This is a genomic window from Paenibacillus piscarius, from assembly GCF_022234545.1.
Lineage (GTDB): Bacteria > Bacillota > Bacilli > Paenibacillales > Paenibacillaceae > Paenibacillus_AQ > Paenibacillus_AQ piscarius.
On the sequence record NZ_JAIEUI010000019.1, the window covers coordinates 37,213 to 63,613 of the forward strand.

Below are 26,401 nucleotides of genomic sequence, written 5' to 3' on the forward strand. Positions count from 1 at the left end.
AATGCGCATATTGCATACGGGAGACTGGCATCTGGGACGGACGCTGGAGGGCAGAAGCCGGCAAAAGGAGCAGGAGCAGTTCGTGGACGAACTGGCGGAGATTGCCGATGCCTCCGGGGCAGATCTTATTCTGATGGCGGGGGATGTGTATGATTCCGTCAATCCTCCGGCCGCGGCAGAGCAGCTGTTCTATGAAGCAGCAGCCCGGCTGACTGCAGGCGGCAGGCCGCTGGTCGTCATCTCAGGCAACCACGACCAGCCGGAACGTGTGGCTTCTGTATCCCCGCTTGTCCGCAGACAGGGGATCACCCTGGTGGGGATGCCGACGACGGAGCCGGTTACCATACATGCGGCCAGAACCGGCGAGACGGCCAAAATCGCTGCGCTCCCTTACCCCTCCGAGGCCCGGCTGGGCGAGCTGCTTGCCGGAGACAGCGGAGAGGCCGAGCTGCGGCTGGCCTACAGCGCCCGGGTCGGGCGGCTGATGCAGCATCTTGGACGGGAGTTCACCCCGCAGACCGTCAATCTGGCCATGAGCCATATTTATGTATTAGGCGGCGTAGAGAGTGACTCGGAGCGGCCGATCCAGGTTGGAGGGGCGTATACCGTTGATCCCTCTGCTCTTGATTGCGGGGCGCAGTATACAGCACTCGGGCATCTTCACCGGGCGCAGCGGGTCAAGGGCGGCGGCATGATCCGCTATAGCGGTTCGCCGCTGGCCTACAGCTTCTCCGAGGCCGGACAGGCCAAGTCGGTGGCGCTGATAGACGTTGCTCCGGGCGGCGAGCCTGTGTTCGAAGAAATCTATCTGCGCTGCGGGCGTCCGCTGGTCAACTGGAAATCAAGCGGCGGCCTGCAGGAGGTCTACGGCTGGCTGGATGAAGGCCGGGACGCCGGGGCCTTCATTGATCTGGAGCTTCGACTGACCGAAGCGATGTCCATGCAGGATATCCAGCGGCTGCGCAAAGCAAGGGAAGGCATCGTACATATCCGTCCGATCTATCCGCAGATGGAGCAGGAGCTGGAGGAGATGTCGCGGTCACGGATGCCGGTACAGGAGCTGTTCCGCAGGTTCTACCAGCGCCAGACCGGCGGGGCGGAGCCGGAGGACAGCCTGATTGAGCTGTTCCTGGAGCTGGCCGAGGAAGAGCGGCCGGGAGCTGCGGAAGGAGAGGAAGCTTAAGATGAAGCCGATATTGCTGAAATTATCCGGGCTGCAGAGCTACCGGGCGGTGCAGGAGATTGATTTTGCCGCTCTGACCGAGACCGGGCTGTTCGGGATCTTCGGTCCGACCGGCAGCGGCAAATCCAGTCTGCTGGATGCCATTACGCTGGCGATGTACGGCAAGGTGGAGCGTGCCGTGAACGGCACCCAGGGCATCATGAACCATTCCGAGGATCAGCTGAGCGTAGCCTTCACCTTCGAGCTGGCCTCCTCCTTAGGGACCCGGCGGTTCCGGGTGGAGCGCAAATTCAAGCGCACCGGGGAGCAATCGGTCAGCAACACGATCAGCCGGTTCATTGAGGTGAAGGCGGAGGGGGAGACCGTCCTGGCCGACAAGCTGGCTGAGGTTACCCGCTGTGTGGAAGAACATATCGGGCTGAAGATGGATGACTTCACCCGGGCGGTTGTGCTGCCGCAGGGCAAATTCGCCGAATTCCTGTCCCTGCGCGGCGTGGACCGCAGGCAGATGCTCCAGCGGCTGTTCCATCTGGAACAGTACGGTGACGGGCTCGCACTGAAGCTCAGCCGCCGCGTCAAGGAGAACGATGCGGCGCTGCGCGCGCTTGAAGCCGAGCAGCAGGGCCTGGGCAGCGCAGGCAAGGACGATGTGGAGGCGGCAGTGCTCCGCGTGCAGGAGGCGGTACGCCATGCGGCGGAGTGCCGTAAGCGGCTGGCGGAGGCTACGGAGCGCGCCGAGCGCTTCGCCCGCATCCGAGAGCTGCAGGAGGAGCGCGGGCGGCGGGAGCGCCAGCGCCAGGCTCTGCAGGCCCAGGAGGAGGAGATTCTCCTCCTGGAGCAGCGGCTCGGCAAGGCGGACGAGGCCGAGAAGCGGCTGCCGCAGCTGAAGGCCTGGCGCAGCGCGGAGCAAGCCTGGAAGGCCCGCACGCAGCACGCGGAGGGCCTTGAGGTGCTGGCCGCCGCCGCCGTACAGGAGGCGGCGGGAGCAGCAGCGGCGGAGGCAGCGGCAGAGGCCGCGCTGTCCGCCGGCGAACCGGCCCTCCGCGAGGAGGAGGGCCGCTACCGGCGCGCGCTGGAGCTCGAAGGCGAGCTCAGCGGTCTGCGCCGGGAATGCGCCGCCCTGCAGGAGCGGCGCGGGGAAGCCGCCCGGAGCCTTGCGGCCGGGCGGGAGAGCCTTGCGCGGGAGCGTGAGCTTTTGGCCCGTGGCCAAAAGAAGCAGCAGGAGCTGCAGCAGAGCCTGCAGCCGCTCGCGGTCCGCTCCCAGGAGCGGCAGGCGCTGCAGGAAGCCATGCAGCGCCTGCAAGGGCTGCGTGCTGCCGAGGCCCTGCGGGAATCGGCAGAGCGTGAGCGCCGCGGGCGCACAGCGCTGCTCGCGGCTGCGGAAGAGCGGCTGGCCGCGGCTGTAGCCCGGCGGCAGGCGCTGGAGAACGGGCGCGCCGGGCTGCTGGACGCCGCCGCCCGGCACCAGCAAGAGCTGCGCGCGGCCGAAGGGGCAGCGGGAGCCGCTGCCGGCCGCCTGGAAGAGCACATCAGCGCGCTGGAGGCGGCGCTGAAGGAGCAGGAGGTTCACCGGCTGTCGCTGTCGCTGGCCCGTGAACTCCGGGATGGGGCTGCCTGCCCGGTGTGCGGCAGCGAGCATCACCCCGCTCCTGCGCTGCACGAGGAGCAGGACGAGCAGGCGGAGCTGGGCGAGCAGCTCCGCCGGGTCCGCACGCAGGCCCGGGAGGCACTGGAGACGCGTCATCTGCTGCACAGCCTGCTGGAGCAGGACGGCTCCTGGCTGGCCCAGCTGGAGGGAGCGGTCCCGGAACAGGTGATGGACCAATCCGCCGCCACGAATGCCGAACCTGACTGTGAATCCGGGCAGGCCGCTGAATCACTGGCACTGCCGGAGAACCTGGACTTGTCAGGGCTGAAGGAGCAGCTGGCGGCTCTGAAGGGCCGCTCTGCGGAGCTGCGCAAGGAAGCCGCCGGCTGGCAGCGCTCCATGCAGGAGCTGGAGCAGCAGTTCCACAAGGAGTCAGCGGCGGCCGAAGCCGAGCAGACCTGGGTGCGGGGACTGGCCGCCAAGGCGGAGGAGCAGGCCGCAGCGGCAGACAAGCTGAGGCAAGAATGGGACCAGCGCTTCCCGGAGCTTGCCCCGGAGCAGGCCGAGGCGGCCTATCAGGAGATGGTCGGCAAGGATGAGCGGGCCGAGGAGATCCGCGGCAAGCTGGAGATCGCAGCGAAGTTCCTGGACGAGAAAGGTCTTGCCGTGCAGACGCTGCAGGAGCAGCTCGCCGCACTCGACAAGGAGCTGGCGCAGTGGGAGGCGCAGCTTGAGGGGAAGGACGCGCTTATGCGCAACAAGGAGGAGCGGCTGCGGGAAGCGGCCGGAGGCCAGCCTGCAGCCACGCTGCTGGCCGATTGCGGGCGCAGGCTCCAGGAATTGCAGACGGCGCTTGAACGCAGCCGTCAGGGACACCGCCAGGCCGCAGACAAGGCGCAGCAGGAGACCCGTGAGGCTGCCGTAGCCCGCCAAGCGGCAGAATCCGCCATGGAGCGCTATTCGGAGGCCTCAGCCCAGTGGGAAGAGAGCCTGCAGGCTTCGCCGTTTGCGTCAGCCGCTGAAGTGGAGGCGGCGTCGCTGGATGCCGCTGAGCGGGCACAGGCTGACGGGCGGGTCAAGGCCCACCGCGAAGAGGAAGCAGAGTGTGCGCTGCAGCTGCGGCTCATCGGGGAGAAGCTGGACGGTGCGGAGCTTAGCGCTGAAGAATGGCAGGAGAGCCGGGAAGTTCTGCGGAGATGCAAGGAGGACGATGAGGCCTCGCTCCAGGCCCGCGCACGGGCGGAGCGGGATCTGGAGGATCTGCAGCAGCGCCACGTCCGCTGGATGGAGCTGGAGGGCCAGCGGGCCGGGCATGCCGCTCTTCAGGAGCGCCTGTCCAAGCTGCAGACGGTGCTGCGCGGAAATGCTTTTGTAGAGTATATTGCGGAGGAACAGCTGATGCAGGTATGCCAGGCGGCCTCGCAGCGGCTGCGCTTCCTGAGCAAGCAGCGCTATGCGCTGGAGGTGGATTCCGGCGGCGGGTTTGTGATCCGTGATGACGGCAACGGCGGCGTAAGGCGGCCGGTATCCACTCTGTCCGGCGGCGAGACCTTCCTGACCTCGCTGTCACTGGCACTGGCCCTGTCAGCGCAGATCCAGCTGCGCGGGCAGTATCCGCTGCAATTCTTTTTCCTGGATGAAGGGTTCGGCACGCTGGACCCGGAGCTGCTGGACACCGTGATCACCTCGCTGGAGAGACTGCATAATGATCAGCTGTCCGTAGGGATCATCAGCCATGTTCCCGAGCTGCGGGCCCGGCTGCCGCGCAAGCTGATTGTTGTTCCGGCCGAGCAGGGCGGCGGGGGTTCAACCATTCTTTTGGAAAAAATGTGAAAGGCGGGGTTGGATGTGACGATAATCACAGATACACCTCCAACCCCCTGTTATAATACAGCTAAGCCGACATTATTTGAAACACCTCGGCGGACGTATGAAAGGGAATATTCCTTCTCATACGTCCGCCGCCGAAGCAGCTTATAAGCTGTGAAGGGTGTTTCTTTTTTTTGTCTTTTTTAAGAAAAATTCTTCCGTTTCCTGCTGAGCCGCTACCGTCCGAGTGATGCTTGAACCTGAATTCTCTGGACACAGGGAGGGGATGGACCAAATGTAATCGAAAAACCGACTACATTGCGCCGGGTGGCGGTGTGCGGGCCAAATGTAATCGAAAAACCGACTACATTGCCTCGGATGGTGGTGTGTAGGCCAAATGTAATCGAAAAACCGGCTACATTGCCTCGGATGGTGGTGTGTAGGCCAAATGTAATCGAAAAACCGGCTACATTGCGCCGGGTGATGGTGCGATGGTGCAGGGGGATTGAGAAATGTTAGCTAATTGCAGCCACGTTAGCGCTTTTCATTTGTGATAGGCTGGCCCACCTCAGCCCCCCTGTTATAATACAGCGCAGAATTCTGCTTCACCCTTTCGGAACCGCAAGGAATCCTGTATGATAAGAGGCATTAGATCATACAATTGTAAGCTTCTGCATCACAAATGAACTGGGAGGATGCTTGGAATGGAGACTGTGTTCAGCAAAATTATCGAAGGTTCGATTCCGTCGAACAAAGTGTTTGAGAATGAGCGGATTCTGGCGTTCTATGATATTGAGCCTGCCGCCCCCGTGCATGTGCTGATTATCCCGAAGAAATACATCGCTTCGATGAACGACGTTACACCTGAGGATCTGCCGCTGATCGGTGAGATTCATGCGGTTGCACAGCAGCTTGCAGCAGAGCTGGGCATTGCCGAGAGCGGCTACCGGCTGATCAATAACTGCGGGCCGGACAGCGGGATGGCGGTGCCGCATCTGCATTATCATCTGCTGGGCGGAGCCAAGCTTGGCGCACTTACCGGGAATTCCACTTCCCACGCGTAAGCGGCAAACTGCAAACAAAACCTGCCCAAAAAAGAATGACACGAAGGTTGACACCTTATTTAAGTTTGACCTATAATGAAAGGTGATGAACCGTGTTGTTATGCTCTTGGACGGTCTGGTCGGAGGGAGGGAAAACTGGTGTCTGAAACGAAAGTTCGCAAAAACGAGACAATTGATGCTGCACTTCGTCGCTTTAAACGCTCCATTGCTAAGGATGGTGTCTTGGCTGAGGTGAAGAAACGCAAGCATTATGAGAAGCCAAGCGTAAAGCGCAAGAAGAAGTCTGAGGCTGCTCGTAAGAGAAAGTTTTAGGAGGATTACCCACGCATGAATCTTAGCGAACGATTGAACGAAGATATGAAGCAAGCGATGAAGAGTAAGGACAAGTTCACACTCTCCACCATTCGAATGGTTCGTTCTACCATAAAGTATCTTGAAATAGATTTGAAGAGACCGTTAGACGACAACGAAGTGCTTGATATCCTTAGTCGTGAGATCAAACAGCGCAAAGATGCCCTCCAAGAATTTGAAGCAGCGGGTCGCGAAGAGCTTGCCGCGACTACGAAGGCAGAAATCGAGATTATCATTAAATATCTTCCCGAGCAGCTTTCCGAAGAAGAAATTAAAGTAATTGTACAGCAGACCATCCAGGAAACCGGTGCTTCTTCGAAAAGTGATATGGGTAAGTTGATGGGTGCGCTGATGCCTAAGGTCAAAGGTCGCGCCGATGGTAAGCTTGTGAACCAGGTGGTTCAGCAATTTCTGCAATAATATAACGCTAGCACCCCTAGAAATAGGGGTGTTTTTCGTTTCCGCGTGAACTGATATACCGGATATTATGGACCAGGGAATCGCACTGCCATTATTCATAATATGCAGCCTTCCCTGAAATGATTATTAAGAATGAAAAGGGATACAGCAAAGTCTGAATCTGCCTCAACTGGAGGCGGTTTAGGCTTTTTTTCATAAAAAAATGCCCTCCCGCATAAGGTGTACAGAAGGCAGGAAGGGGGAGCGTCTACTTATGACCCGTATCGGCCGCAGGCTGCGGGGATGGACAAACGGGCTACTGGATCTACCGCAGGATGTGCTGCAGGAGATGCCCCGGATCACCCTGATCGGCAATAAGGAGCTGTATATTGAGAACCACCGCGGCGTGCTGCATTTCTCTTCGGAGCAGCTAAGGCTGGCGTTGGCCCAAGGGATTCTGGAGATTAGCGGCCAAGAGCTGGTCATTCGCAACATTCTGGGACAGGAGCTCGCCGTTGAAGGACGAATCGGTGAAATCAGATATAAGGAAAGTGGGGAGAATCCATGAAAGAGCCGCCTCTGGCATCACTGCGGGGGTTCGTTACACTGCATGTGACGGGACCGCAGGTGGAAAGGTTGATCAATGCTGTAACCGGAGCGGGCATCATCATCTGGGATGTGAGGCCTGCCGGTGACGGCGCTTCCCTGAATTTGCTGCTCAGCGACTTCTTCAGGCTTCGTCCGCTGCTCAGGAAGACAGGCTGTAGGATGCATGTGACTGCCCGCTACGGGCTTCCGTTCAGTATCGCGCGGTTGTGGCGGCGGAAGTTTTTTGCAGCAGGTGTACTGGTCTTCGGTGTAGGTCTGCTGCTGTTATGCTCCATGGTATGGAGTGTCAAGGTGGAAGGGAATGCCCGCATTCCTGACGAGGATATCCTGGAGGCCGCACGCCAGGAAGGGGTCTATCCGTTTCAGTGGATCTGGCGCATGAAAGAATCGGACGAGCTCTCCAGAGAGCTCACCAGTCTGGTTCCGGGACTGACCTGGGCCGGCTTCCACCGGACGGGGACGAGCATTACCATTCAGGTTGTCGAGGCCGACCGCCCGGAGGGCAAGCCGCTGCTCAGTCAGCGTCATCTGGTCAGCCGGACCGATGCGGTGGTGACTGAAATCTATGCGGAGCAGGGCAGGCCGGTGGTCAGCCGGAATACGCGCGTCAAAAAAGGGGACATCCTGATCTCCGGCGTACTCGGTGACGAGGAGAACAGGCAATTAGTCGTGGCCAAAGGCGAGGTGAAGGGCCTGGTCTGGCATGAATATAATCTGGAGGTTCCGCTCAAACGAACGGGCAGTGCCTACACAGGGGAACGTAAAGACCGCACGTATCTCGTGCTCGGCAAGTGGGCGGTTCAGCTATGGGGTTACGGGGACGCCGGCTTTGCGAAATCGCGTACGCTGACGGAGCCGGATATGCTGTCTTGGCGCTCGTTCCAGCTGCCGCTGGGGCTGCTGACCGAGAAGGAGCTGGAGATCAAATATACGTCGGAGATGCTGACCCCGGAGGCTGCGCATGAGGAAGGGCTGCTGCGGGCCAAGCAGGATATTTTCGCGCGTTACGGTGCGGACAGCGTGATTAAAAGTCAAAAAATTTTGCATGAGAAGAAAGAGAATGGTAAAGTTTATATGAAAGTGCTGTTTGAGGTGGAAGAGAGAATTGCGGAAGAACTTCCGATAGTAAACCATTGAGGAGATTGAGGCTACTTGTCAGAACAGACTGCAAGCATTCAGATATCTTTACAGAACGCCGGCGAGGCGCAGGCCTTATTCGGCCCTCAGGATGGATTCCTGAAGATTATCGAAAAAGAAATCCCGGCAGTGATCGACTCCCGGGAAGCTGAAATTACGATACGCGGCGCGCAGCGGGAAGTGGACATGCTGGGCCAGCTGTTCAATGTGCTGCTGTCGCTGGTCCGTGGTGGTTACCTGTTAAGTGAACGCGATGTACACTACGCCGTGGAGCTGGCGAAGGATTTCCGCGCTGACCAGCTGCTTGACTTGTTCAAGGGTGAAATTACGACCACCTTCCGCGGCAAACCGATCCGCGTCAAGACGATCGGCCAGAAGCATTATGTGACCACGATCAAGAAGCGTGATATCGTCTTCGGGATCGGCCCGGCGGGCACCGGCAAGACTTATCTGGCCGTAGTCCTTGCAGTAGCCGCGCTGAAGGAAGGCTCGGTCAAGCGCATCGTACTGACGCGTCCGGCGGTAGAGGCCGGGGAGAACCTGGGCTTCCTGCCGGGCGATTTGCAGGAGAAGGTGGATCCGTATCTCCGGCCGCTCTACGACGCCTTATACGACGTTATGGGGCCGGATCAGGTGGCCAAGGCGCTGGAGCGCGGACTGATTGAGATTGCGCCGCTTGCCTATATGCGCGGGCGGACGCTGGAGGATGCTTTTATTATCCTTGACGAAGCCCAGAATACCACGCCAGAGCAAATGAAAATGTTCCTCACCCGGCTGGGCTTCGGCTCCAAGATGGTCATCACGGGCGATGTGACCCAGATTGACCTGCCGCGCGGCAAGAAGTCAGGGCTGATCGAAGCCACGGCGATATTATCCGGCATTGAGGAGCTTGGTTTTGTGTATTTTGCAGAACAGGACGTTGTCCGCCATTCCCTTGTGCAGAGAATTATCGTTGCCTATGACCGCGCTGCCGAAAACCTTCAATAACAAAGGGGATTGTCTTCATGGCCTCCAAGCAACCATCGAAATTAAGCGGATTTGTATATAGCACCAGCGGATGGAAGTATAGTGCGGTTTCGCGCTATGCTCTTTTCCTGTTATTGGGGTTAGTATTCTACTTCAGCCTGTCCTCTGATCTGCTGCCGAAGAAGTATGATATCAAAGAGGGGACACGCAGCGCGAAGGAGATTACAGCACCCAAGCAGATCCTGGACACCAATGCCAAGCTGAAAGCTCAGGAAGCGGCAGCTGAGAATGTGCCCAACCGGTATGCGATTATACCGATGCGCTCCGAGAATCTCGTAACCATGCTGCTAGACCGGATTGACGGGCTCAACCAGGATGACACGATCTCGAAGAGCGAGAAGACGAAGATCTACCGGGAGGAAATTCCGCGCCGTGCCAACGACTTCATCCTTAATTTCGTGGCTGCCAGCTCCAAGGCCGGAACGTATTCCGAGCATCTGCTGGATGAAATGCAGTCCGTGATCCAGGATCAGGCGTATGTGATTCCCGAAGAGACTTATATCAAGATTCCCCGGCTGACCTCTCAGGATATCATCGAGATGAAGCCAGTGGCCCGGGATATTGTCACCAAGCTGATGAATGACCAGATTACCGATGCCCAGACCGCGCGCGCCAAGGTGGCTGAACAGGTCAGCGTGAGTTCACTGGGCCAGCGTACCGCCCGTGAGGTGGTGCAGGAGCTGGTGCGGCTGGTCATCACCGCCAACAAGTTCTATGACGAGGATGCCACCAAGGAAGCGAAGGTGCAGGCCCGTCAGAATACGCCGGATGTGTTCATTGAGCAGGGCGATGTGCTGGTTGCCAAGAACCAGGAGATTACCCCTGAGCTGTATAAGCTGCTGGACGAGAACGGCCTGTTGAGCAAGGAAGTCAACTATTGGCCGCAATTGGGGCTGTTCCTGCTCTCCGCCCTGCTGTCCTTTGGCCTGCTGACCTTCATCCGCTATAACGGTGGAGCCTCGGGTTTCAAGTATAATAACTCCCAGCTGCTAATGCTGGTACTGGTCTTTATCATAACCATTATTATGATGAAGCTGACCGCCTTCCTGCAGACCGATGTCCGGACCTATATCGGCTACCTGGCTCCAGTCGCGCTAGGCGCAATGCTGATCTCCATGCTGCTGGATATGACGCTGGCTTATTTCTGCTCGATTCTGTTCAGTGTCCTGGCCAGCATTCTTCTGAATGTGCAGCAGAACACGGTGTTCGACTTCACCTTCGGATTCTTCGCTCTGATTGTGAGCTATGTCGCCATCTTCTCCACCCACCGTGCGGGGCAGCGCTCTACGCTTCTGAAGGGCGGGATTATGGTGTCCTTGTTCGGCTGCCTGACAGTTGCCATCCTGACCATGCTGGGCGGCGGCGTGTGGAACGAGACCTCCACCCTGTATGCCCTGGGCTTCTCCTTCGCCGGAGGCTTGCTGACGGCCGTCCTCGTCATTGGGCTGATGCCTTTCTTCGAGGTGACATTCGGCATTCTGTCGGCGCTGAAGCTCGTTGAATTGTCGAACCCGAACCATCCGCTGCTGCGCAAGCTGCTCACCGAGACGCCGGGAACCTATCATCATAGCGTGATGGTTGGCAATTTGTCCGAGGCGGCGGCTGAGGCAATTGGTGCGGACGGGCTGCTCTGCCGCGTAGGCTCGTATTATCACGATATCGGCAAGACGAAGCGGCCGTTCTATTTCATTGAGAACCAGAACAATATGGAGAATCCGCATGATTCGATTGAGCCGAAGCTGAGCAAATCGATCATCGTGGCCCACGCCCGCGACGGGGTGGAGATGCAGAAGGAATACAAGCTGCCGAAGCCGATCCGCGATATTGCGGAGCAGCATCACGGCACGACGTTCCTGCATTATTTTTATCATAAGGCATTGAAGCTTGCAGAGGAAAAAGGGGTGGAGCCAGACTTCACCGAGGAGGATTTCCGTTATCCCGGACCAAAGGCGCAGTCAAAGGAATCTGCAGTGGTCGGAATCGCCGACAGTGTGGAGGCCGCAGTCCGTTCGCTCCGCAAGCCTACGGTAGTGCAGGTGGAGACGATGATCGAGAAGATTATCAAAAGCCGGCTGGATGACCATCAGTTCGATGAATGCGACCTGACGCTCAAGGAGCTGGATATTATCTCCCGTACTCTCAAAGAGACGGTGATGGGGATCTTCCATTCCCGGATCGAATATCCCGAGGATGTGCGCAAGCCCAAAAAAGAGGAAGGGGCCAGTTAAGATGAGCCTGAGCGTCGTTTGGAACAATGAACAGGAGGATTATGAAATTACCAGCGGACTGATCGGGCTGCTGGAAACGATCCTGCAGAAAGCCGGGGAGGCGGAAGGGATCGACGAGGGCGAAGTGGACCTGACCTTTGTCAATAATGAACGGATCCATGAGCTGAATCTGGAGTACCGGGGGATTGACCGCCCGACAGATGTGCTCTCCTTTGCAATGAATGAAGCCGGAGAAGACGAGCTGGAGATCCATTACGGCTTGGCCGGCGAAGACGAAGAGCTGGAGGAAGTGCCCCATGTGCTGGGGGATATTATTATCTCGGTTACCCGGGCGCAGGAGCAGGCTCAGGAATACGGCCATTCCCTGGAGCGGGAGCTCGGGTTCCTGTTCGTTCACGGATTCCTGCACTTGCTGGGCTATGACCATCAGGATGCGGAATCGGAAGCGGAAATGATGTCCAAACAGGAGAAGGTTCTGGCTCAGGTCGGGTTGACGCGCTAATGGTCAAAAATACGGCGGCAGGCCACAAAAAATTCTGGCACTCCTTCCGGTTTGCAGCGCACGGCATTGCCGCGGCATTCAAATCGGAGCTGAATATGAAGGTGCATAGCTGTTTCGCTGTTCTGGTGCTGGCCGCCGCCGCGGTGTTCCGGCTTCCCCCGTCCAGCTGGATGCTGCTGCTGCTGGCCATTACTCTGGTGCTGGCGGCGGAGCTGCTGAATACGGCGGTTGAGGCGACGATCGACCTGGTCTCGCCCGAGATTCATCCCTTGGCGAAGAAGGCCAAAGATACCGCCGCAGGCGCTGTCCTTTTAGCGGCGGTGTTTGCCGTGATTACGGGGATTTATGTTTTTTATCATCCCGTGATGGACTGGATCACAGGACTTATGTCATAATCAGTTTACAACTTCAGCTTGGAGAAGAGGCGGACCCGCTTTGTGCGCTCCGTCATCTTTCATTAGGGGGATTACGATGGATGCAGCTTATCTGCTTCAGGAAGCAATCAAGGCCAGAGCCAATGCATATATACCGTATTCCCGCTTCGGGGTAGGCGCTGCGCTGCTGGATCAGGACGGCAAAGTCCACCACGGCTGCAATATTGAGAATGCCGCTTACGGTCCGACCAACTGCGGCGAACGGACAGCCATGTTCCGAGCAATAGCAGACGGTCATAAGCCCGGAACGTTCAAGGCTATCGCGGTCGTGGCCGACACGGAAGGTCCCGTCTCGCCTTGCGGCGTCTGCCGGCAGGTGATGGTGGAGCTGTGCGGCCCCGACATGCCGGTCATTCTCGGTAACCTGAAGGGCGATATTGTGGAGACTACGGTGCGCGACCTGCTCCCCGGCGCCTTCGGCCCCGCTGATCTGGCGCAGGGACAGAGTGCGGAGTAGGGTAACAGGTTGGAACGGGGATAAGGACCGCAACATATTGCTGCTGTTGGACACTCTACTGTATAACGTACATTAGATTGTGCCCGAAGTTGGAGGCAAGATAGGTTCTGTTGTATTTCGTGCAATTGAAAATGGGAAATAACCTGTTTATGGCCTGTTTGCAGCAAATCTGCTGTACAAAATACAATAGAACCGTTAAAAAACCTTGGATTTGCTAATTCTGCTGCACAAAATACAATTACTCGGTGTGAGTGTGAGTGTGAGTGTGAGTGTGAGTGTGAGTGTGAGTGTGCGTGTGCGTGTGCGTGTGCGTGTGCGTGTGCGTGTGCGTGTGCGTGTGCGTGTGCGTGTGTGGGCGCGGAACGGGTGCATTTGCAGGGACATATGCCAGGTGAGCGTTCCGGTATGAGTGTGAGTGTGAGTGTGAGTGTGAGTGTGCTGGTGTGAATGGGGATGCGTTTGCAAGCGCGAGGCCGTGGCCGGGATGGGGTTCGGGTTCCCAACTAATCATCTGCGCCGCAGTCAAGCGTGTTCCCGCAGGGAACGGCAAGCGCTCCGTGCTCCAAAGTTCCTGCGCCGCGTGAAACTCCGGCTACCCGCCACAAATTCGCGCCGCGTGAAGCGCCAGACAACCGCCCATCCCAGTCGCCGTAGTCCGGGTTGTTCCCTCAAGGATCACAAGCGCTACGGATGCCGGAGTTAAATGTATATTGTACAACTAACTTTCCACTATTCCCGCCAAAAGTTGATTTAAGTGTAAATTGTACAACTACATTTTTCAGATATCGCCGACAGTGACTATGCTGAGGAAAATAGATGTATGATTTACAACTAAACTGCTAGAACCGCTAATTTGGAGCAGAATAAGTGTACAAAATACAATTAAGCTAGTAGTTAGTTGTTAAAGTAGTCAGTTGTTAAAGTAACCAGTCTCTTATGCACCGCAGTCAAGCGTGTTCCCGCAGGGAACGGCAAGCGCTCCGTGCTCCAAAGTTCTGCGCCGCGTGAAACGCCAGCCAACCGCCATTACCAGGCGCCGTAGTCAAGCGTGTTCCCGCAGGGAACGGCAAGCGCTCATGCTCCATAAACTCCTTCCCGCGCCAAACGCTGCGCCCACGCTACTTCCGGGTGTCCAGAGGGCCGGGGCCCTTGGGGTCCCCCTTGGCGAAGGGGGATTTAGGGGGATCGAAAATCGCTTTTGACCAAGTTGTTAGACCCATTAGGAAGGAAGATCATATGAAATTCAAATCAGGGTTTGTCGCCATTATCGGCAGACCAAACGTAGGTAAATCAACACTCATGAACCAGGTAATCGGCCAGAAGATCGCGATCATGTCGGACAAGCCGCAGACCACCCGCAACAAAATTCACGGGGTGTATACGGCGAATAACTCACAGATTGTATTCCTGGACACCCCGGGTATCCATAAAAGACAGTCCAAGCTGGGCGACTACATGAACCAGACGGCGATGAGCACGCTGCATGAAGTGGAGGCGGTGCTGTTCCTGGTGGATGCCTCGGAAGGGATGGGCGGCGGTGACCGGTTTATTGCCGAGCAGCTAAGCTCCGTCGAGACACCGGTAATTCTGGTGATGAACAAAATTGACAAGATTGAGCCGGATGAACTGCTTCCGATGATCACTGAATACAATAAGCTGCACGAGTTTGCCGAGATTGTGCCTATTTCCGCCAAGCTGGGCAACAATGTCAATACACTGCTGGAGCAGGTACAGAAATATCTGCCGGAAGGTCCGCAATATTACCCGGATGACCAGATTACTGACCACCCGGAGCAGTTCGTCTGCGCGGAGCTGATCCGCGAGAAGATTCTGCATCTGACCCGGGAAGAGGTGCCGCATTCCATCGCGGTGGCGATTGAGGATATGAAGGTGGAGCCGAATGGGGTGGTGCATATTTCCGCGGTTATTTTTGTGGAGCGCGATTCCCAGAAGGGGATTATTATCGGCAAGCAGGGGGCCATGCTGAAAGAGGTGGGCCGCCGGGCGCGGACGGATATTGAGAATCTGCTGGGCTCGAAGATTTTCCTGGAGCTATGGGTGAAGGTGAAAAAAGACTGGCGCAATCAGGACCGCGTGCTGCGGGATTTGGGCTTCCACAAGGATCAATAAAACTGAACACGGCAGTGCTGGCAGGAATTGCACGGATAGATCCTACAGCATCGCACATCCTATTTTCGAAGAGACATCGTGTTTCCGAAGAGAGGATGAATACGAATGCGGAATTTTTCGTGGAAGTATTTTGCAATGACTGGAGATCTCGATGCGTATTTGCTGTACAGGGAAGCTGGAGATTCGCCGGAGAGCAGCAGTCCGCTGCCGGCGGAGGAAGAGATGAGTATTGATGAAGAAGCGCAATAAGGACTGGTTGCTGGCCGAGTGGTTGGGGGAAGAGGCATGTTATACAGGGTGGAAGGGATCGTCATCCGCAGCATGGACTACGGTGAGGGGAACGCGATTGTTACGCTTTGCACCGAGAACGCGGGTAAAGTAGGGGTTCTGGTCCGGGGCGCCAAAAAGGTCAAAAGCCGCCATGCTGCCCTGATCCAGCTGTTCACAACCGGAGAGTTCGTGTTCTTCCGCAATAACGGGGGACTGGGAACACTGAATGCCGGAGAGATTACGAAATCCCATCATGCCCTGCGCGAGGATCTGGTCAAGGCGGCCTATGCCTCCTATGCCTGCGAGCTGCTCGACCGGGTGCTGCATGATGAAGAGACGGGCAGCTTCTGGTTCCGTCAGCTCAGCGCCTGCCTGAATGCGCTGGAAGAAGACAAGGAGCCCGGCATCATTCTAAATGTATTTGAGATGAAGGTGCTTCAGGCGGCGGGATACGGACCGCAGCTGGAAGACTGCATTGCCTGCGGCCAGGAGAAGCCGGATGAAGAGCTGCGGATCAGTCCCCGTCTGGGCGGGGTGTTATGCCGCAGCTGCCGGCATAATGATCCTCCGGCGATGGAGATTTCACCGCGTGCCCTGAAGCTGCTGCGCGTCTTTGCAAGGCTGGACCTGACAAGGCTCGGCAATGTAGATGTGAAGCCGGAGACCCGCGCCGAGCTGAAGAAGATCATGCGGGCATTCATGGATTACCAGCTTGGGCTGAAGCTGAAGTCGCAGAGCTTCCTGGACCAGCTGGATAAATACAATATTTGACGAAACGCGAAATATCCGTTACTATAAGTTCAGTTTCATTTTTATAACATAGCTGCGTTTGGCTCTGGCTATCAGAGAGCGTGCAGGGATCGGGAAAGTAATGAACAGGATGGCCGCATCAGCGAGCCGGGGAGAGTGGAAGCCCGGCGGGACAACGTTCATGAACAGGGCACCCGGGAGTACGGAAGCGGCAGCATGAAAAGTGGATTTCGCGCAGCGTAATCAAGTAGGGTGGAACCGCGGGAGAAGAATGTAGAGCTCTCGTCCCTATGTCTGTATAACAGGCATGGGGGCGGGAGCTTTTTGATCTGCGGCGGAGATTTTGGAAGGAATTCCACATGCCGCGTGATATAGAAGCCGGTACCGCCTCCATCGCAGGGCAGCAAGCGTCAGTCACAGGGCAAGAGGCAGTACACACTTGTATAGCGAAGGAGACGGTAGTTATGAACTTTCAGCAGATGATTCTGACGCTGCAGCAATTCTGGGCCGCCCAGAACTGCATCCTCGTCCAGCCGTATGATACGGAGAAAGGGGCGGGAACGATGAATCCGATGACATTCCTGCGTTCCCTGGGTCCGGAGCCGTGGAAGGTTGCTTATGTAGAACCATCCCGCCGCCCGTCCGACGGACGTTACGGGGAGAACCCGAACCGCTTGTACCAGCATCACCAGTTCCAGGTCATTATCAAGCCTTCTCCGGACAACATTCAAGAGCTCTATCTGGAAAGTCTGAAGGCACTGGGCGTAGACCCTCTGCTCCATGATGTACGGTTTGTTGAAGATAACTGGGAGAACCCGTCGCTGGGCTGCGCCGGTCTCGGCTGGGAGGTTTGGCTGGACGGGATGGAAATTACTCAATTTACTTACTTCCAGCAGGTGGGCGGAATTGAAACCAGCCCGGTGGCTGTGGAGATTACGTACGGGATGGAGCGTCTGGCATCCTACATTCAGGAGAAGGAGAACGTCTTCGATCTGGAGTGGGTGGACGGAATGACTTATGGTGATGTGTTCCATCAGCCGGAGGTTGAGCACTCTACGTATACTTTTGAAGTCTCCGATGTCAAAATGCTGTTCACTCTGTTCAATACCTACGAAGAGGAAGCCCGCAGAGCAATGGAGAAGCATCTCGTCTTCCCGGCCTACGATTATGTGCTGAAGTGCTCGCATACCTTCAACCTGCTGGATGCGCGCGGCGCGATCAGCGTAACCGAACGCACGGGCTTCATTACCAGAGTCCGTAATCTGGCCCGCAGCGTAGCGGCGACATATCTGGAGGAACGCGAGAAGCTTGGCTTCCCGCTGCTGAAGAAAGAAGGTGCTGACCTTGTCTAAAGATATTCTGTTCGAGATCGGTCTGGAGGAAATTCCTGCACGATTTATCCGTGCCGCCATGGAGCAATTACAGGATAAAACGGCGAAATGGCTGGAGGCTTCGCGCATCAGTCATAGCGGTGTCAGCGCGTATGCTACCCCGCGCCGTCTTGCCGTACTAGTGAAGGATGCCGCCGAGCGGCAAGAGGATGTAAGCGAGGAAGTCAAAGGCCCGTCCCGCAAAATCGCACTGGATGCCGAAGGTAACTGGAGCAAGGCGGCATTGGGCTTTGCCCGCAGCCAGGGCGTAGACCCGGAGCAATTCACCTTCAAGGAGCTGGCCGGCGTTGAGTATATCTACGTGACCAAGAACAGCACCGGAACCGAGACAGCTTCCCTGCTCTCCGAAGGTCTTGCCGGCATAGTTCATGCCATGACCTTCCCCAAAAATATGCGCTGGGGCGCATATGACTTCAAATTCGTCCGCCCGATCCGCTGGATGGTCGCTCTGTTCGGCCAGGAGATTATTGACCTTACGATTACCGGAGTTAAGGCCGGCAATGTGAGCCGCGGACACCGTTTCCTGGGCGGGGAAGCTGTGATCACTGAGCCTGCCCGGTACGTGGAAACACTGCGCAGCCAGCATGTGCTGGCAGATGTGAAGGAACGTGAAGCGCTGATTCTCAGCGGAATCCATAAGCTCTCTGAAGAGAAGAATTGGAAGATTGCGATCAAGGAGGACCTGCTGGAGGAAGTGCTGTTCCTGGTTGAAACACCTACCGTTCTGTTCGGTACCTTTGACCCTGCATTCCTGAACATTCCGCAGGATGTGCTGATTACCTCCATGCGCGAGCATCAGCGGTACTTCCCGGTATTTGGGGCTGACGGTAAGCTGCTGCCGTTCTTCGTTACTGTCCGTAACGGGAATAATGTATCTTTGGACGTAATCGCCAAAGGGAATGAGAAGGTACTGCGCGCCCGCTTGTCGGATGCCAAATTCTTCTATGAAGAAGACCAGAAGCTGCAGATTAATGATGCGCTGGCGAAACTTGAGAATATCGTCTACCATGAGGAGCTGGGCAGTGTCGGCGACAAAGTGCGCCGGATCCGCGCCATCGCAGACCGCCTGGCTGTGAAGCTGGAGCTCTCTGCCAAGGCTTCCGCAGAAGTCAGCCGTACGGCGGATATCTGCAAGTTCGATCTGGTCACCCAGATGGTCGGCGAATTCCCTGAGCTGCAGGGCACGATGGGTGAAGATTATGCCCGCAAGGCCGGGGAAGAGGAGCAGGTAGCAAGAGCGATCTTCGAGCATTACCAGCCGCGCTTCGCCGGAGATGCAGTCCCATCAACAGAAGCAGGTCTGGTTGTCAGTATTGCTGATAAAATCGACACGATAGTGGGCTGCTTCTCCATCGGAATCATCCCGACCGGCTCCCAGGACCCTTATGCGCTGCGACGCCAAGCGGCAGGCATTGTGCAGATTGTGCTGGAGCATCAGCTTAAGCTGAGCCTGCAGGAGATTTTTGCCGCAGCACTGGAGGTTCATGAAAGCTCCCGTCCGGAGAAACCTTTTACCCCTGAACTGCGTATAAGTCTGTACGAGTTCTTCGGCCTGCGGGTCAAACGCCTGTTATCCGACAACAATGTCCGTTATGATGTGGTGGATGCGGCAACGGCGGCGGGATTCGATGATATCGTTGATGTTGTTGCCAGAAGCCTGGCCTTGATGAATGCCGTAACTGATCTGGCAGATTTCAAGCTCACCGTAGATTCACTGACCCGTGTCAGCAATTTGGCCGCCAAGGCTCCGGAGGGTGCTGTTATTGAACCAGCCCTGCTTAAGGAAAAGGCGGAACAGAAGCTGTACGAGACATGGCAGAGTATTCATGAGCCTTACCACGCAGCCCTTGCTTCCAGGCATGCCGCCGAAGCGCTGCAGATTCTGTCAGGACTTGAAGCCGCCGTCACCGGATTCTTCGATTCGGTTATGGTCATGGCGGAAGATGATGCCATCCGTACGAACCGTCTGGCGCTGCTGGCCGGCATCCATGCCGACTCCAGTCAGTTCGCCGATTTCGGCAAGCTGGTGTGGTAAGCAGGACGAATATGGGTATTGTTTGTGAACCGGGTGGTATAGATTGAGTGTTTAGGGTATAAATATACGGAACGGTGCCAATGCGTAAGTTGACATTCGTTCCGTATTTATGCTTTTGCAAAGAAGGATTTTTGCAGCATGGAGCGTAATATATACTAACGGGAATATGGTGATTTCTTGTGGGAACATCCCGGCTTGGTAAAATTGTCGTTGACGGTGATGCCTGCCCGGTCAAGGCGGAGATTATCGCTGCGGCCCGCAGCTTTGGCATACCGGTGCTGATGGTCTCTTCTTATGATCATGTGCTTCGGGCTGAAGAAGGCGTCACGGTGGTACAGGTGGACCGCGGAGCAGACAGCGCTGATCTGTATATTGCCAACCATATTGCTGCCGGGGATATCGTAGTGACGCAGGATTATGGGCTTGCGGCGCTGGGCTTAGGCAAACGCTGCCGGGTGCTGTCGAACCGGGGGCAGGAATATGAGAATGCCACTATGGATTTCATGCTGGAGGGCAGGCATGCCCGGGCGGTTGAACGCAGGCGCGGCCACTATTCCAAAGGCCCGAAAGCGATAACTGCACAGGAAAAACAACTTTTTCAACATAAACTGACAAAACTTTTAACAATTTTGCAGGAGAATGTCCAGCTATAGCGAATTATATTTATTTGTTAAGAGATGAAGGTGGTTGAAGTGGCTAGCGGACACGGTCCAATACCAGAAGAGGTGATTGAGAGCGTACTGGCTCGGCATGATATTGTCGATACCGTCAGTAAGGTTGTCCATTTGTCCAAGCAGGGCAAATATCTGTGGGGTCTCTGCCCGTTTCATTCGGAGAAATCCCCCTCCTTCACCGTCACCCCGGAACGGGGCGTCTTTCATTGCTTTGGCTGCGGTATGGGCGGAAATGCCATCAAATTCAGGATGGAAATCGAAGGATTATCCTTCCCCGAAGCAGTCAGAATTATGGCGGAAGAGAGTGACATTCCGGTTCCCGAGGGCAGAGGCGGGGCACTTGCTCCTCCTGACCCGGAGCGGGACCGGCTGATTCAGGCGTATGAATTAACGGCGAAGTTCTATCATTTCTTGCTGAAGAACACGGAATACGGCACAGCTGCCATGGATTATCTAAGAGGCCGGGGGTTCAGCGACAGAATGATAGACCAGTTCCAGATCGGTTATGCACCTGACCGCTGGGACACACTGCTGCAGTTCCTGGAGAAACGCAGCTTCGATCTCGCCGAGATGGAGAAGGGCGGGCTGCTGTCTGCCAGGGGAGAAGGCAAGGGATATCTGGACCGCTTCCGCGGCCGGGTGATCTTCCCGATTGCCAACCGGATGGGCAAAACCATTGCCTTCGCCGGACGTATTCTCGGAGACGGACAGCCGAAGTATCTGAATTCCCCGGAGAGCCGGCTGTTCAACAAGAGCCGGATTCTGTACAATCTGCACCAGTCCAAAGCATCCATCCGCAAATCGCGGCAAATCGTACTGTTCGAGGGATACGGTGATGTCATTTCGGCCTGGGAAGCAGGTGTGCATAACGGGGTGGCAACAATGGGGACATCGCTCACCGAGAGTCATGTGGCACTGATGAAGAGCCTCGGGGATGAGATTGTTCTTGCTTATGATGGAGACAAGGCTGGACAAGCTGCCGCAATCAAGGCAATTCCTGTGCTTGAAGAGAGTGGTCTGCGCGTTAAGGTCGCGCTGCTTCCAAGCGGAATGGACCCGGATGAATTCATCTCCCGGCATGGCGGGGAACGGTTCAAGGAACAGGTGATTGACTCCGCAGTGTCATCCATCAAATTTAAGCTTATATATCTCAAAAAAAACCATATACTCCTAGAGGAAGACGGCAAAATTGCCTATGTCAAGGAGGCGCTGGAGGTTATTGCCGGGCTCCATTCTTCGACGGAGCGGGAAGTCTACCTGCGCGAAATCTCCTCAGAACTGGAACTGTCTTATGACAGCCTTAAGCAGGATTGCAATTTACTTCGGGCCTCCATGCAAAAAAACAACCCCGAAGGGGATAATAACGATAAAAGGTGGAATAATGGTAGGCATAAAAAAGGGCAAGTGCAGACACCTACACTGCTGCCTGCTTACCATGTTGCGGAACGGCGTCTGTTATCGCTGATGATTCAGGACCCGGAAGCGGCAGCCTATGTAGGTGAACGGCTCGGGGAAGAGTTCAATATTGATGATCATGCGGCAATCGCCGCTTATCTATATGCTTATTATGCGCAAGGCAAACCACCCGGCATCAGCCGGTTTCTGTCATCGCTTCAGGATGACCGTCTGGAGAAGACCGCAACAGCCATCTCCATGATGGATACCCCTCCGGACTGGAGTCCCCAGGTTCTGGACGATTATATTCGTGAAGTGCGGAAGTATCCCCTGCAGCGCAAAATTGAGCTTAAGCGTGAAGAGATGATTCAGGCGGAGAAATCTGGTGACTTTTTGCGTGCAGCACAAATAGCAAGTGAAATTTTAGCCCTAGAGAGACAATGAGCAGTTGACAGGATGTACCTAGGGAGGAGGGAGTCGAATTATGGCGAACGATCAGCACACTGAACTGGAAGCGGAATTTACTCTGGATCAGGTTAAGGATCAGCTTATTGATCACGGCAAGAAAAGATCATCACTGAATTACAAAGATATTATGGAGAAGCTATCGCCGTTCGATCAGGATCCCGAGCAGATGGAGGAGTTCTATGAACAGCTCAGCGATCTGGGGATTGAGGTTGTCAATGAGAACGATGAAGAGGTGAACAGCCTCCGGCCCAGCGATGATAATGAGGATAAGGAAGGCGATGATTTCAGCTTCGACGACGACCTCTCGCTGCCTCCGGGCATCAAGATCAACGACCCTGTACGGATGTATCTGAAGGAGATCGGCCGTGTGCCGCTGTTGTCGGCTGACGATGAGGTTGAGCTGGCCATGCGGATTAAGAACGGTGATGAGGAAGCCAAACGCAGACTGGCGGAAGCGAACCTGCGGCTCGTGGTCAGTATCGCCAAGCGTTATGTCGGCCGCGGCATGCTGTTCCTGGATCTGATTCAGGAAGGCAATATGGGTCTGATCAAAGCGGTAGAGAAGTTCGACCACAATAAAGGCTTCAAATTCAGTACGTATGCCACCTGGTGGATTCGTCAGGCCATCACCCGTGCGATTGCCGACCAGGCGCGGACGATTCGTATCCCTGTGCACATGGTGGAGACGATCAATAAGCTGATCCGGGTCTCCCGCCAGCTGCTGCAGGAACTCGGCCGCGAGCCGTCGCCGGAAGAGATTGCGGCGGAGATGGAGCTTACGGTGGAGAAGGTCAGAGAGATTATGAAGATTGCCCAGGAGCCGGTATCTCTGGAGACGCCGATCGGGGAAGAAGACGATTCGCATCTCGGAGATTTCATTGAGGATCAGGAGGCGCTTGCGCCTGCGGATGCAGCGGCATATGAGCTGCTGAAGGAACAGCTGGAGGATGTGCTGGACACGCTCACTGAGCGTGAGGAGAACGTGCTGCGTCTGCGCTTCGGACTGGATGACGGCCGTACGCGGACGCTGGAGGAAGTGGGCAAGGTGTTCGGCGTAACCCGCGAGCGGATCCGCCAGATTGAAGCCAAAGCGCTGCGCAAGCTGCGCCATCCGAGCCGCAGTAAGCGGCTGAAGGATTTCCTCGAATAGATCTTACAACCGGACCTTCTGCTGCATAGTGGCAGGAGGTCTTTTCTGTGATGAGGGTTAACCCGGTCATAGAGACTGGTATGTCTGAGACAGAATGAAGTCCAGTTCCGGAAAGAGGGATGCCGCTTGAATCTGGAGAAGCGTGACACAATATTAAGAGAAATTCAGTATTGGAGAAGAAGCAAGCTGCTGCCGGAGCAGTATTGTGACTTCCTGACCAACCTGTATGATGACGAGGCAGACCTGAAGGACAGCAACCCGGTCTCGCTGCGGAATCTCCAGCAGGGCAGCGTCAAAGTCTGGCTGTTTGGTTTTGGAATAATTTCCTTGATTTTCTTGATCAGTCTTTATTTTAGCGTTTTTCCCTGGCCTTTGCAACTGGCTACGGCCCTCTGTGTCCTCATTGTGTGTTACGGTTATTCGGCCGTGTATCTGGACCGCAACAAGATGATCAGTCTGATGCTGGCCGGAATCGGGAGTGTGCTTACCCTTGGCTTCGGCCTCTGGCTGATCTCTCTGCATGAGCTGGATCCCGGCTTATGGAGGCCGCTGCTTATTGCGTTCTGCGGCCTGTTGTGGTGTGTACTCGGGTTCTTCCTGCGCATGGGACTTCTGCATTTCTGCGGATATGCCTTCTGGGCACTGCTCTATGCGGGCTTCTTCGGCCAGGAACGGCCGGATGCTTCGATCCTTGAGCTGGAGCTGCTCTGGCTTCCGCTGTGTGTGCTGATGATCTGGCTGAGCTGGCTGCTGTATCACCGGGTCAGCGGGGTCTCAGGCGTGTATCTGGGAGTCGGTGTCTCGCTCTGGCTGATGCCGGAGGTGGATGCGCTGTGGCTCCGCTCCGGGTTTCCGGAATGGACTTCGCTTGTATTAATCCTGAAGGTTGCGGTGGGCCTGGCGCTGCTGTTCCTCTTCAGAAAAAAATGGATAACGTGGGTGGCCTCATGAACAACATCAAATTATCAGACCGGCTCCAGCTGCTGCTGGAGCAGGTGCCCGAAGGCAGCAGACTTGCCGATATTGGTTCAGACCATGCGCTCTTGCCGGTAGCTGCCGTGCAGAGCGGAAGAGCTGCATCCGCTATTGCCGGAGAAGTGAACGCCGGCCCGTATGAAGCAGCGATCAGAGGAGTAGCGGAAGCGGGCCTCAGCAGCCGGATTGCGGTCCGGCGCGGTGACGGGCTTGAAGTACTGGAGCCCGGGGAGGCGGATTGCATCACCATTGCCGGCATGGGCGGGTCGCTGATTGCGGCGATTCTGGAACGCGGGCAGAAGCTCGGGAAGCTGGCGGGAGTGATGACGCTGGCTCTTCAGCCGAACGTCGGCGAGGATATCCTGCGCCGCTGGCTGCTGGGCAGCGGCTGGGTGCTGACTGCAGAGCATATTCTGGAAGAAGACGGCAAGATCTATGAGATACTGACGGCTGTACCGGAAGGCGAAGCAGCACGGACGAATGAAGAGCTGTACAGCAGCCGTACCCTGTTCGGCGGCAAGGTGGAATGTGATCAGAACCTGCTGCTGCAGATGGGACCGTGGCTGCTGCAGTCACCGAATCGGGTGTTTGCGGCGAAATGGCAGGGAGAAATCTCCAAGCTGGAAGGGATTCTGGCGGCGCTGGCCCGTTCAGAGCTGGAAGCGGCCGAAGAAAAGCGCAGCAAGGTGATGCTGCAGATTAAGCGGATCAGGGAGGTGCTGGAATGTTTGCCAAAGGACAGACTGTAGTCGGATATATGGAGCAGCTGGCCCCGAAGCATCTGGCGGAGGAATGGGATAATGTCGGACTGCAGATAGGCACTCTATCGAAGGAGATTACCGGTGTGCTGGTCGCGCTGGATGTCAATGAGCAAGTTGTGGACGAAGCGGTGGCTAAGGGCTGTAACCTGATTATTGCCCATCATGCGGTGATTTTCCGGCCGATTAAGGGCATCCTCACGGATACGCCGATGGGCCGCCTGTATGAGAAGCTGATCAAGCATGACATTGCCGTCTATATCAGCCATACGAATCTGGATGTGGCCGAAGGCGGAATGAATGACTGGATGGCAGAGGCGCTCGGCATTGAGAACGGTGCGCCGATTAAGGACATTCATACGGAGCAGCTGTCCAAGCTGGTCGTGTTCGTGCCGAAGGATCATCATCAGAAGGTGCTGGACGCCATTCTTAACGCCGGGGCAGGCCACATCGGCAATTACAGCCATTGCAGCTTCAATATCGAAGGCTACGGCACCTTCGTTCCGCAGGAGGGGACAGACCCTTATATCGGTAAGCCCGGTAAGATGGAGCGGGCAGAAGAAATCCGCATCGAGACGATTGTGCCGGCACCGATCCGTAATAAGGTCGTCCAGGCGATGCTGAAGGCTCATCCGTATGAGGAGGTTGCCTATGATCTGTATTCCATGGATCTCAAAGGACGCAGCCTGGGACTGGGAAGAGTCGGGAAGCTGAAGGAGCCTACTACGCTGGAAGCATTCATCGAAACGGTCAAGTCCGGGCTGAATGTGCCTAGTGTGCGGGTGGTCGGAGAATTAGACCGCCCGATCCGCAAGGCTGCGGTGATGGGCGGGTCCGGCGCCAAGTATTACAGCAGCGCCATCTTCAAAGGGGCGGATGTGCTGGTCACCGGGGACATTGATTACCATACTGCCCAGGATGCGTACCTTGCCGGCATTGCTCTAATCGATCCGGGCCACAATGCGGAGAAGATTATGAAGGAGAAAGTAGCGGAGTATCTCGCCGATAAGCTGGCTGCGAACAAATACGGCACCGTGGTTCATGCCTCGCAGCCTGATACCGAGCCCTTTCAATTCCTGTAAATGTAATGATTAGCTCTTGTGCGGGCGGGTACATCTCTGTATAATATACAATGTTGTATCGGAAAGTTTGACAGACAATCGCCGGTATACGTAAGTATACGGGAGGAAAGTCCGGGCTCCACAAGGCAGGGTGCTGGATAACGTCCAGTCGGCGCGAGCCGAAGGATAGTGCCACAGAAATGGACCGCCGATGGCCGCCTGCGGGCGGCACAGGCAAGGATGGAACCGAGGTGTAAGAGACCCCGAGGAACGCTGGTGACTTCGTTCCTGGTAAACCCCATCTGGAGCAAGACCTAATGAGACGCAGCGTCTTCTTCACGGAAGCCGCAGCCTTCGCCTGAGGCGTGTCTAGGTTGGTCGCTGGAGCCATACAGTAATGTATGGCCTAGATAGATGATTGTCGCTTATGGTGGGAGGGTAGTTCCCGTCTGAACCACAACGAGCACAGAACCCGGCTTACGGCAAACTTTCCTAACTGACAACACTGAGCTGATAAGTATAGTTATATTATCCAATAGAGGGGTGTCCCGGAGGCC

Annotated in this window: 23 protein-coding genes and 1 other RNA gene; all 24 read left to right on the top strand. The window is 56.3% G+C overall.

Annotated elements, in window-relative coordinates; all coding sequences use genetic code 11:
• Nucleotide 1 precedes the first annotated feature (1 nt).
• Entirely contained in the window at nt 2–1,183 is a 1,182-nt protein-coding gene (locus tag K1558_RS24535) for an exonuclease SbcCD subunit D (protein ID WP_238654587.1), read from the top strand.
• A gap of 1 nt (nt 1,184) precedes the next feature.
• Nucleotides 1,185–4,604: an AAA family ATPase gene (locus K1558_RS24540; protein WP_238654588.1), complete on the top strand. Its 3,420-nt coding sequence runs from the start codon at nt 1,185–1,187 to the stop codon at nt 4,602–4,604.
• A 680-nt stretch (nt 4,605–5,284) separates the two neighbouring features.
• Nucleotides 5,285–5,644 carry a histidine triad nucleotide-binding protein gene (locus K1558_RS24545; RefSeq protein ID WP_238654589.1) on the top strand — a complete coding sequence of 120 codons (360 nt, stop codon included), beginning with the start codon at nt 5,285–5,287 and terminating at the stop codon, nt 5,642–5,644.
• 138 nt (nt 5,645–5,782) lie between these two features.
• Complete coding sequence (gene rpsU, locus K1558_RS24550; protein WP_005547957.1) at nt 5,783–5,956, top strand: 30S ribosomal protein S21; 174 nt, start codon at nt 5,783–5,785, stop codon at nt 5,954–5,956.
• A gap of 15 nt (nt 5,957–5,971) precedes the next feature.
• Nucleotides 5,972–6,415 (top strand): GatB/YqeY domain-containing protein, encoded by a 444-nt coding sequence (locus K1558_RS24555; RefSeq protein WP_238654590.1) that lies wholly within the window; start codon nt 5,972–5,974, stop codon nt 6,413–6,415.
• Between the two features lie 253 nt (nt 6,416–6,668).
• The gene (gene yqfC, locus K1558_RS24560; RefSeq protein ID WP_238654591.1) at nt 6,669–6,962 is read left to right on the top strand and encodes a sporulation protein YqfC; all 294 of its coding nucleotides are present in this window, start codon (nt 6,669–6,671) and stop codon (nt 6,960–6,962) included.
• Nucleotides 6,959–8,140, top strand: a complete 1,182-nt coding sequence (gene yqfD, locus K1558_RS24565) for a sporulation protein YqfD (RefSeq protein WP_238654592.1) — start codon at nt 6,959–6,961, stop codon at nt 8,138–8,140. The genes yqfC and yqfD overlap by 4 nt, the downstream gene beginning before the upstream one ends.
• 15 nt (nt 8,141–8,155) lie before the next feature.
• On the top strand, nt 8,156–9,127 hold the full coding sequence (locus tag K1558_RS24570) for a PhoH family protein (RefSeq protein WP_238654593.1): 972 nt from the start codon (nt 8,156–8,158) through the stop codon (nt 9,125–9,127).
• Between the two features lie 17 nt (nt 9,128–9,144).
• Complete coding sequence (locus K1558_RS24575) at nt 9,145–11,394, top strand: HD family phosphohydrolase (RefSeq protein ID WP_238654594.1); 2,250 nt, start codon at nt 9,145–9,147, stop codon at nt 11,392–11,394.
• A gap of 1 nt (nt 11,395) precedes the next feature.
• Nucleotides 11,396–11,896, top strand: coding sequence for an rRNA maturation RNase YbeY (ybeY, locus tag K1558_RS24580; protein WP_238654595.1), 501 nt, complete (start codon nt 11,396–11,398; stop codon nt 11,894–11,896).
• Entirely contained in the window at nt 11,896–12,291 is a 396-nt protein-coding gene (locus tag K1558_RS24585) for a diacylglycerol kinase family protein (RefSeq protein WP_238654596.1), read from the top strand. Before ybeY ends, K1558_RS24585 begins: the two co-directional genes overlap by 1 nt.
• Nucleotides 12,292–12,367: 76 nt before the next feature.
• Nucleotides 12,368–12,787, top strand: coding sequence for a cytidine deaminase (locus K1558_RS24590; RefSeq protein WP_238654597.1), 420 nt, complete (start codon nt 12,368–12,370; stop codon nt 12,785–12,787).
• Between the two features lie 1,236 nt (nt 12,788–14,023).
• The gene (gene era / locus K1558_RS24595) at nt 14,024–14,917 is read left to right on the top strand and encodes a GTPase Era (protein WP_238654598.1); all 894 of its coding nucleotides are present in this window, start codon (nt 14,024–14,026) and stop codon (nt 14,915–14,917) included.
• Nucleotides 14,918–15,022: 105 nt separating this feature from the next.
• Entirely contained in the window at nt 15,023–15,166 is a 144-nt protein-coding gene (locus K1558_RS24600) for a YqzL family protein (protein ID WP_238654599.1), read from the top strand.
• A 36-nt stretch (nt 15,167–15,202) separates the two neighbouring features.
• On the top strand, nt 15,203–15,958 hold the full coding sequence (gene recO, locus K1558_RS24605) for a DNA repair protein RecO (protein ID WP_238654600.1): 756 nt from the start codon (nt 15,203–15,205) through the stop codon (nt 15,956–15,958).
• A gap of 443 nt (nt 15,959–16,401) precedes the next feature.
• Nucleotides 16,402–17,289: a glycine--tRNA ligase subunit alpha gene (gene glyQ / locus K1558_RS24610; RefSeq protein ID WP_238654601.1), complete on the top strand. Its 888-nt coding sequence runs from the start codon at nt 16,402–16,404 to the stop codon at nt 17,287–17,289.
• Nucleotides 17,282–19,363 (top strand): glycine--tRNA ligase subunit beta, encoded by a 2,082-nt coding sequence (gene glyS, locus K1558_RS24615; protein WP_238654602.1) that lies wholly within the window; start codon nt 17,282–17,284, stop codon nt 19,361–19,363. The genes glyQ and glyS overlap by 8 nt, the downstream gene beginning before the upstream one ends.
• Nucleotides 19,364–19,542: 179 nt before the next feature.
• On the top strand, nt 19,543–20,016 hold the full coding sequence (locus K1558_RS24620; RefSeq protein WP_238654603.1) for a YaiI/YqxD family protein: 474 nt from the start codon (nt 19,543–19,545) through the stop codon (nt 20,014–20,016).
• Between the two features lie 24 nt (nt 20,017–20,040).
• Nucleotides 20,041–21,876, top strand: coding sequence for a DNA primase (gene dnaG, locus K1558_RS24625; protein WP_274528812.1), 1,836 nt, complete (start codon nt 20,041–20,043; stop codon nt 21,874–21,876).
• 40 nt (nt 21,877–21,916) lie between these two features.
• Nucleotides 21,917–23,050, top strand: coding sequence for an RNA polymerase sigma factor RpoD (rpoD, locus tag K1558_RS24630; RefSeq protein WP_238654605.1), 1,134 nt, complete (start codon nt 21,917–21,919; stop codon nt 23,048–23,050).
• A 126-nt stretch (nt 23,051–23,176) separates the two neighbouring features.
• The gene (locus K1558_RS24635) at nt 23,177–24,001 is read left to right on the top strand and encodes a hypothetical protein (protein WP_238654606.1); all 825 of its coding nucleotides are present in this window, start codon (nt 23,177–23,179) and stop codon (nt 23,999–24,001) included.
• Between the two features lie 5 nt (nt 24,002–24,006).
• Nucleotides 24,007–24,774 carry a tRNA (adenine(22)-N(1))-methyltransferase gene (locus K1558_RS24640; RefSeq protein WP_238654680.1) on the top strand — a complete coding sequence of 256 codons (768 nt, stop codon included), beginning with the start codon at nt 24,007–24,009 and terminating at the stop codon, nt 24,772–24,774.
• Complete coding sequence (locus tag K1558_RS24645) at nt 24,750–25,865, top strand: Nif3-like dinuclear metal center hexameric protein (protein WP_238654607.1); 1,116 nt, start codon at nt 24,750–24,752, stop codon at nt 25,863–25,865. Before K1558_RS24640 ends, K1558_RS24645 begins: the two co-directional genes overlap by 25 nt.
• Nucleotides 25,866–25,927: 62 nt before the next feature.
• An RNA gene (gene rnpB / locus K1558_RS24650) (RNase P RNA component class A) lies at nt 25,928–26,339 on the top strand.
• Nucleotides 26,340–26,401 lie beyond the last annotated feature (62 nt).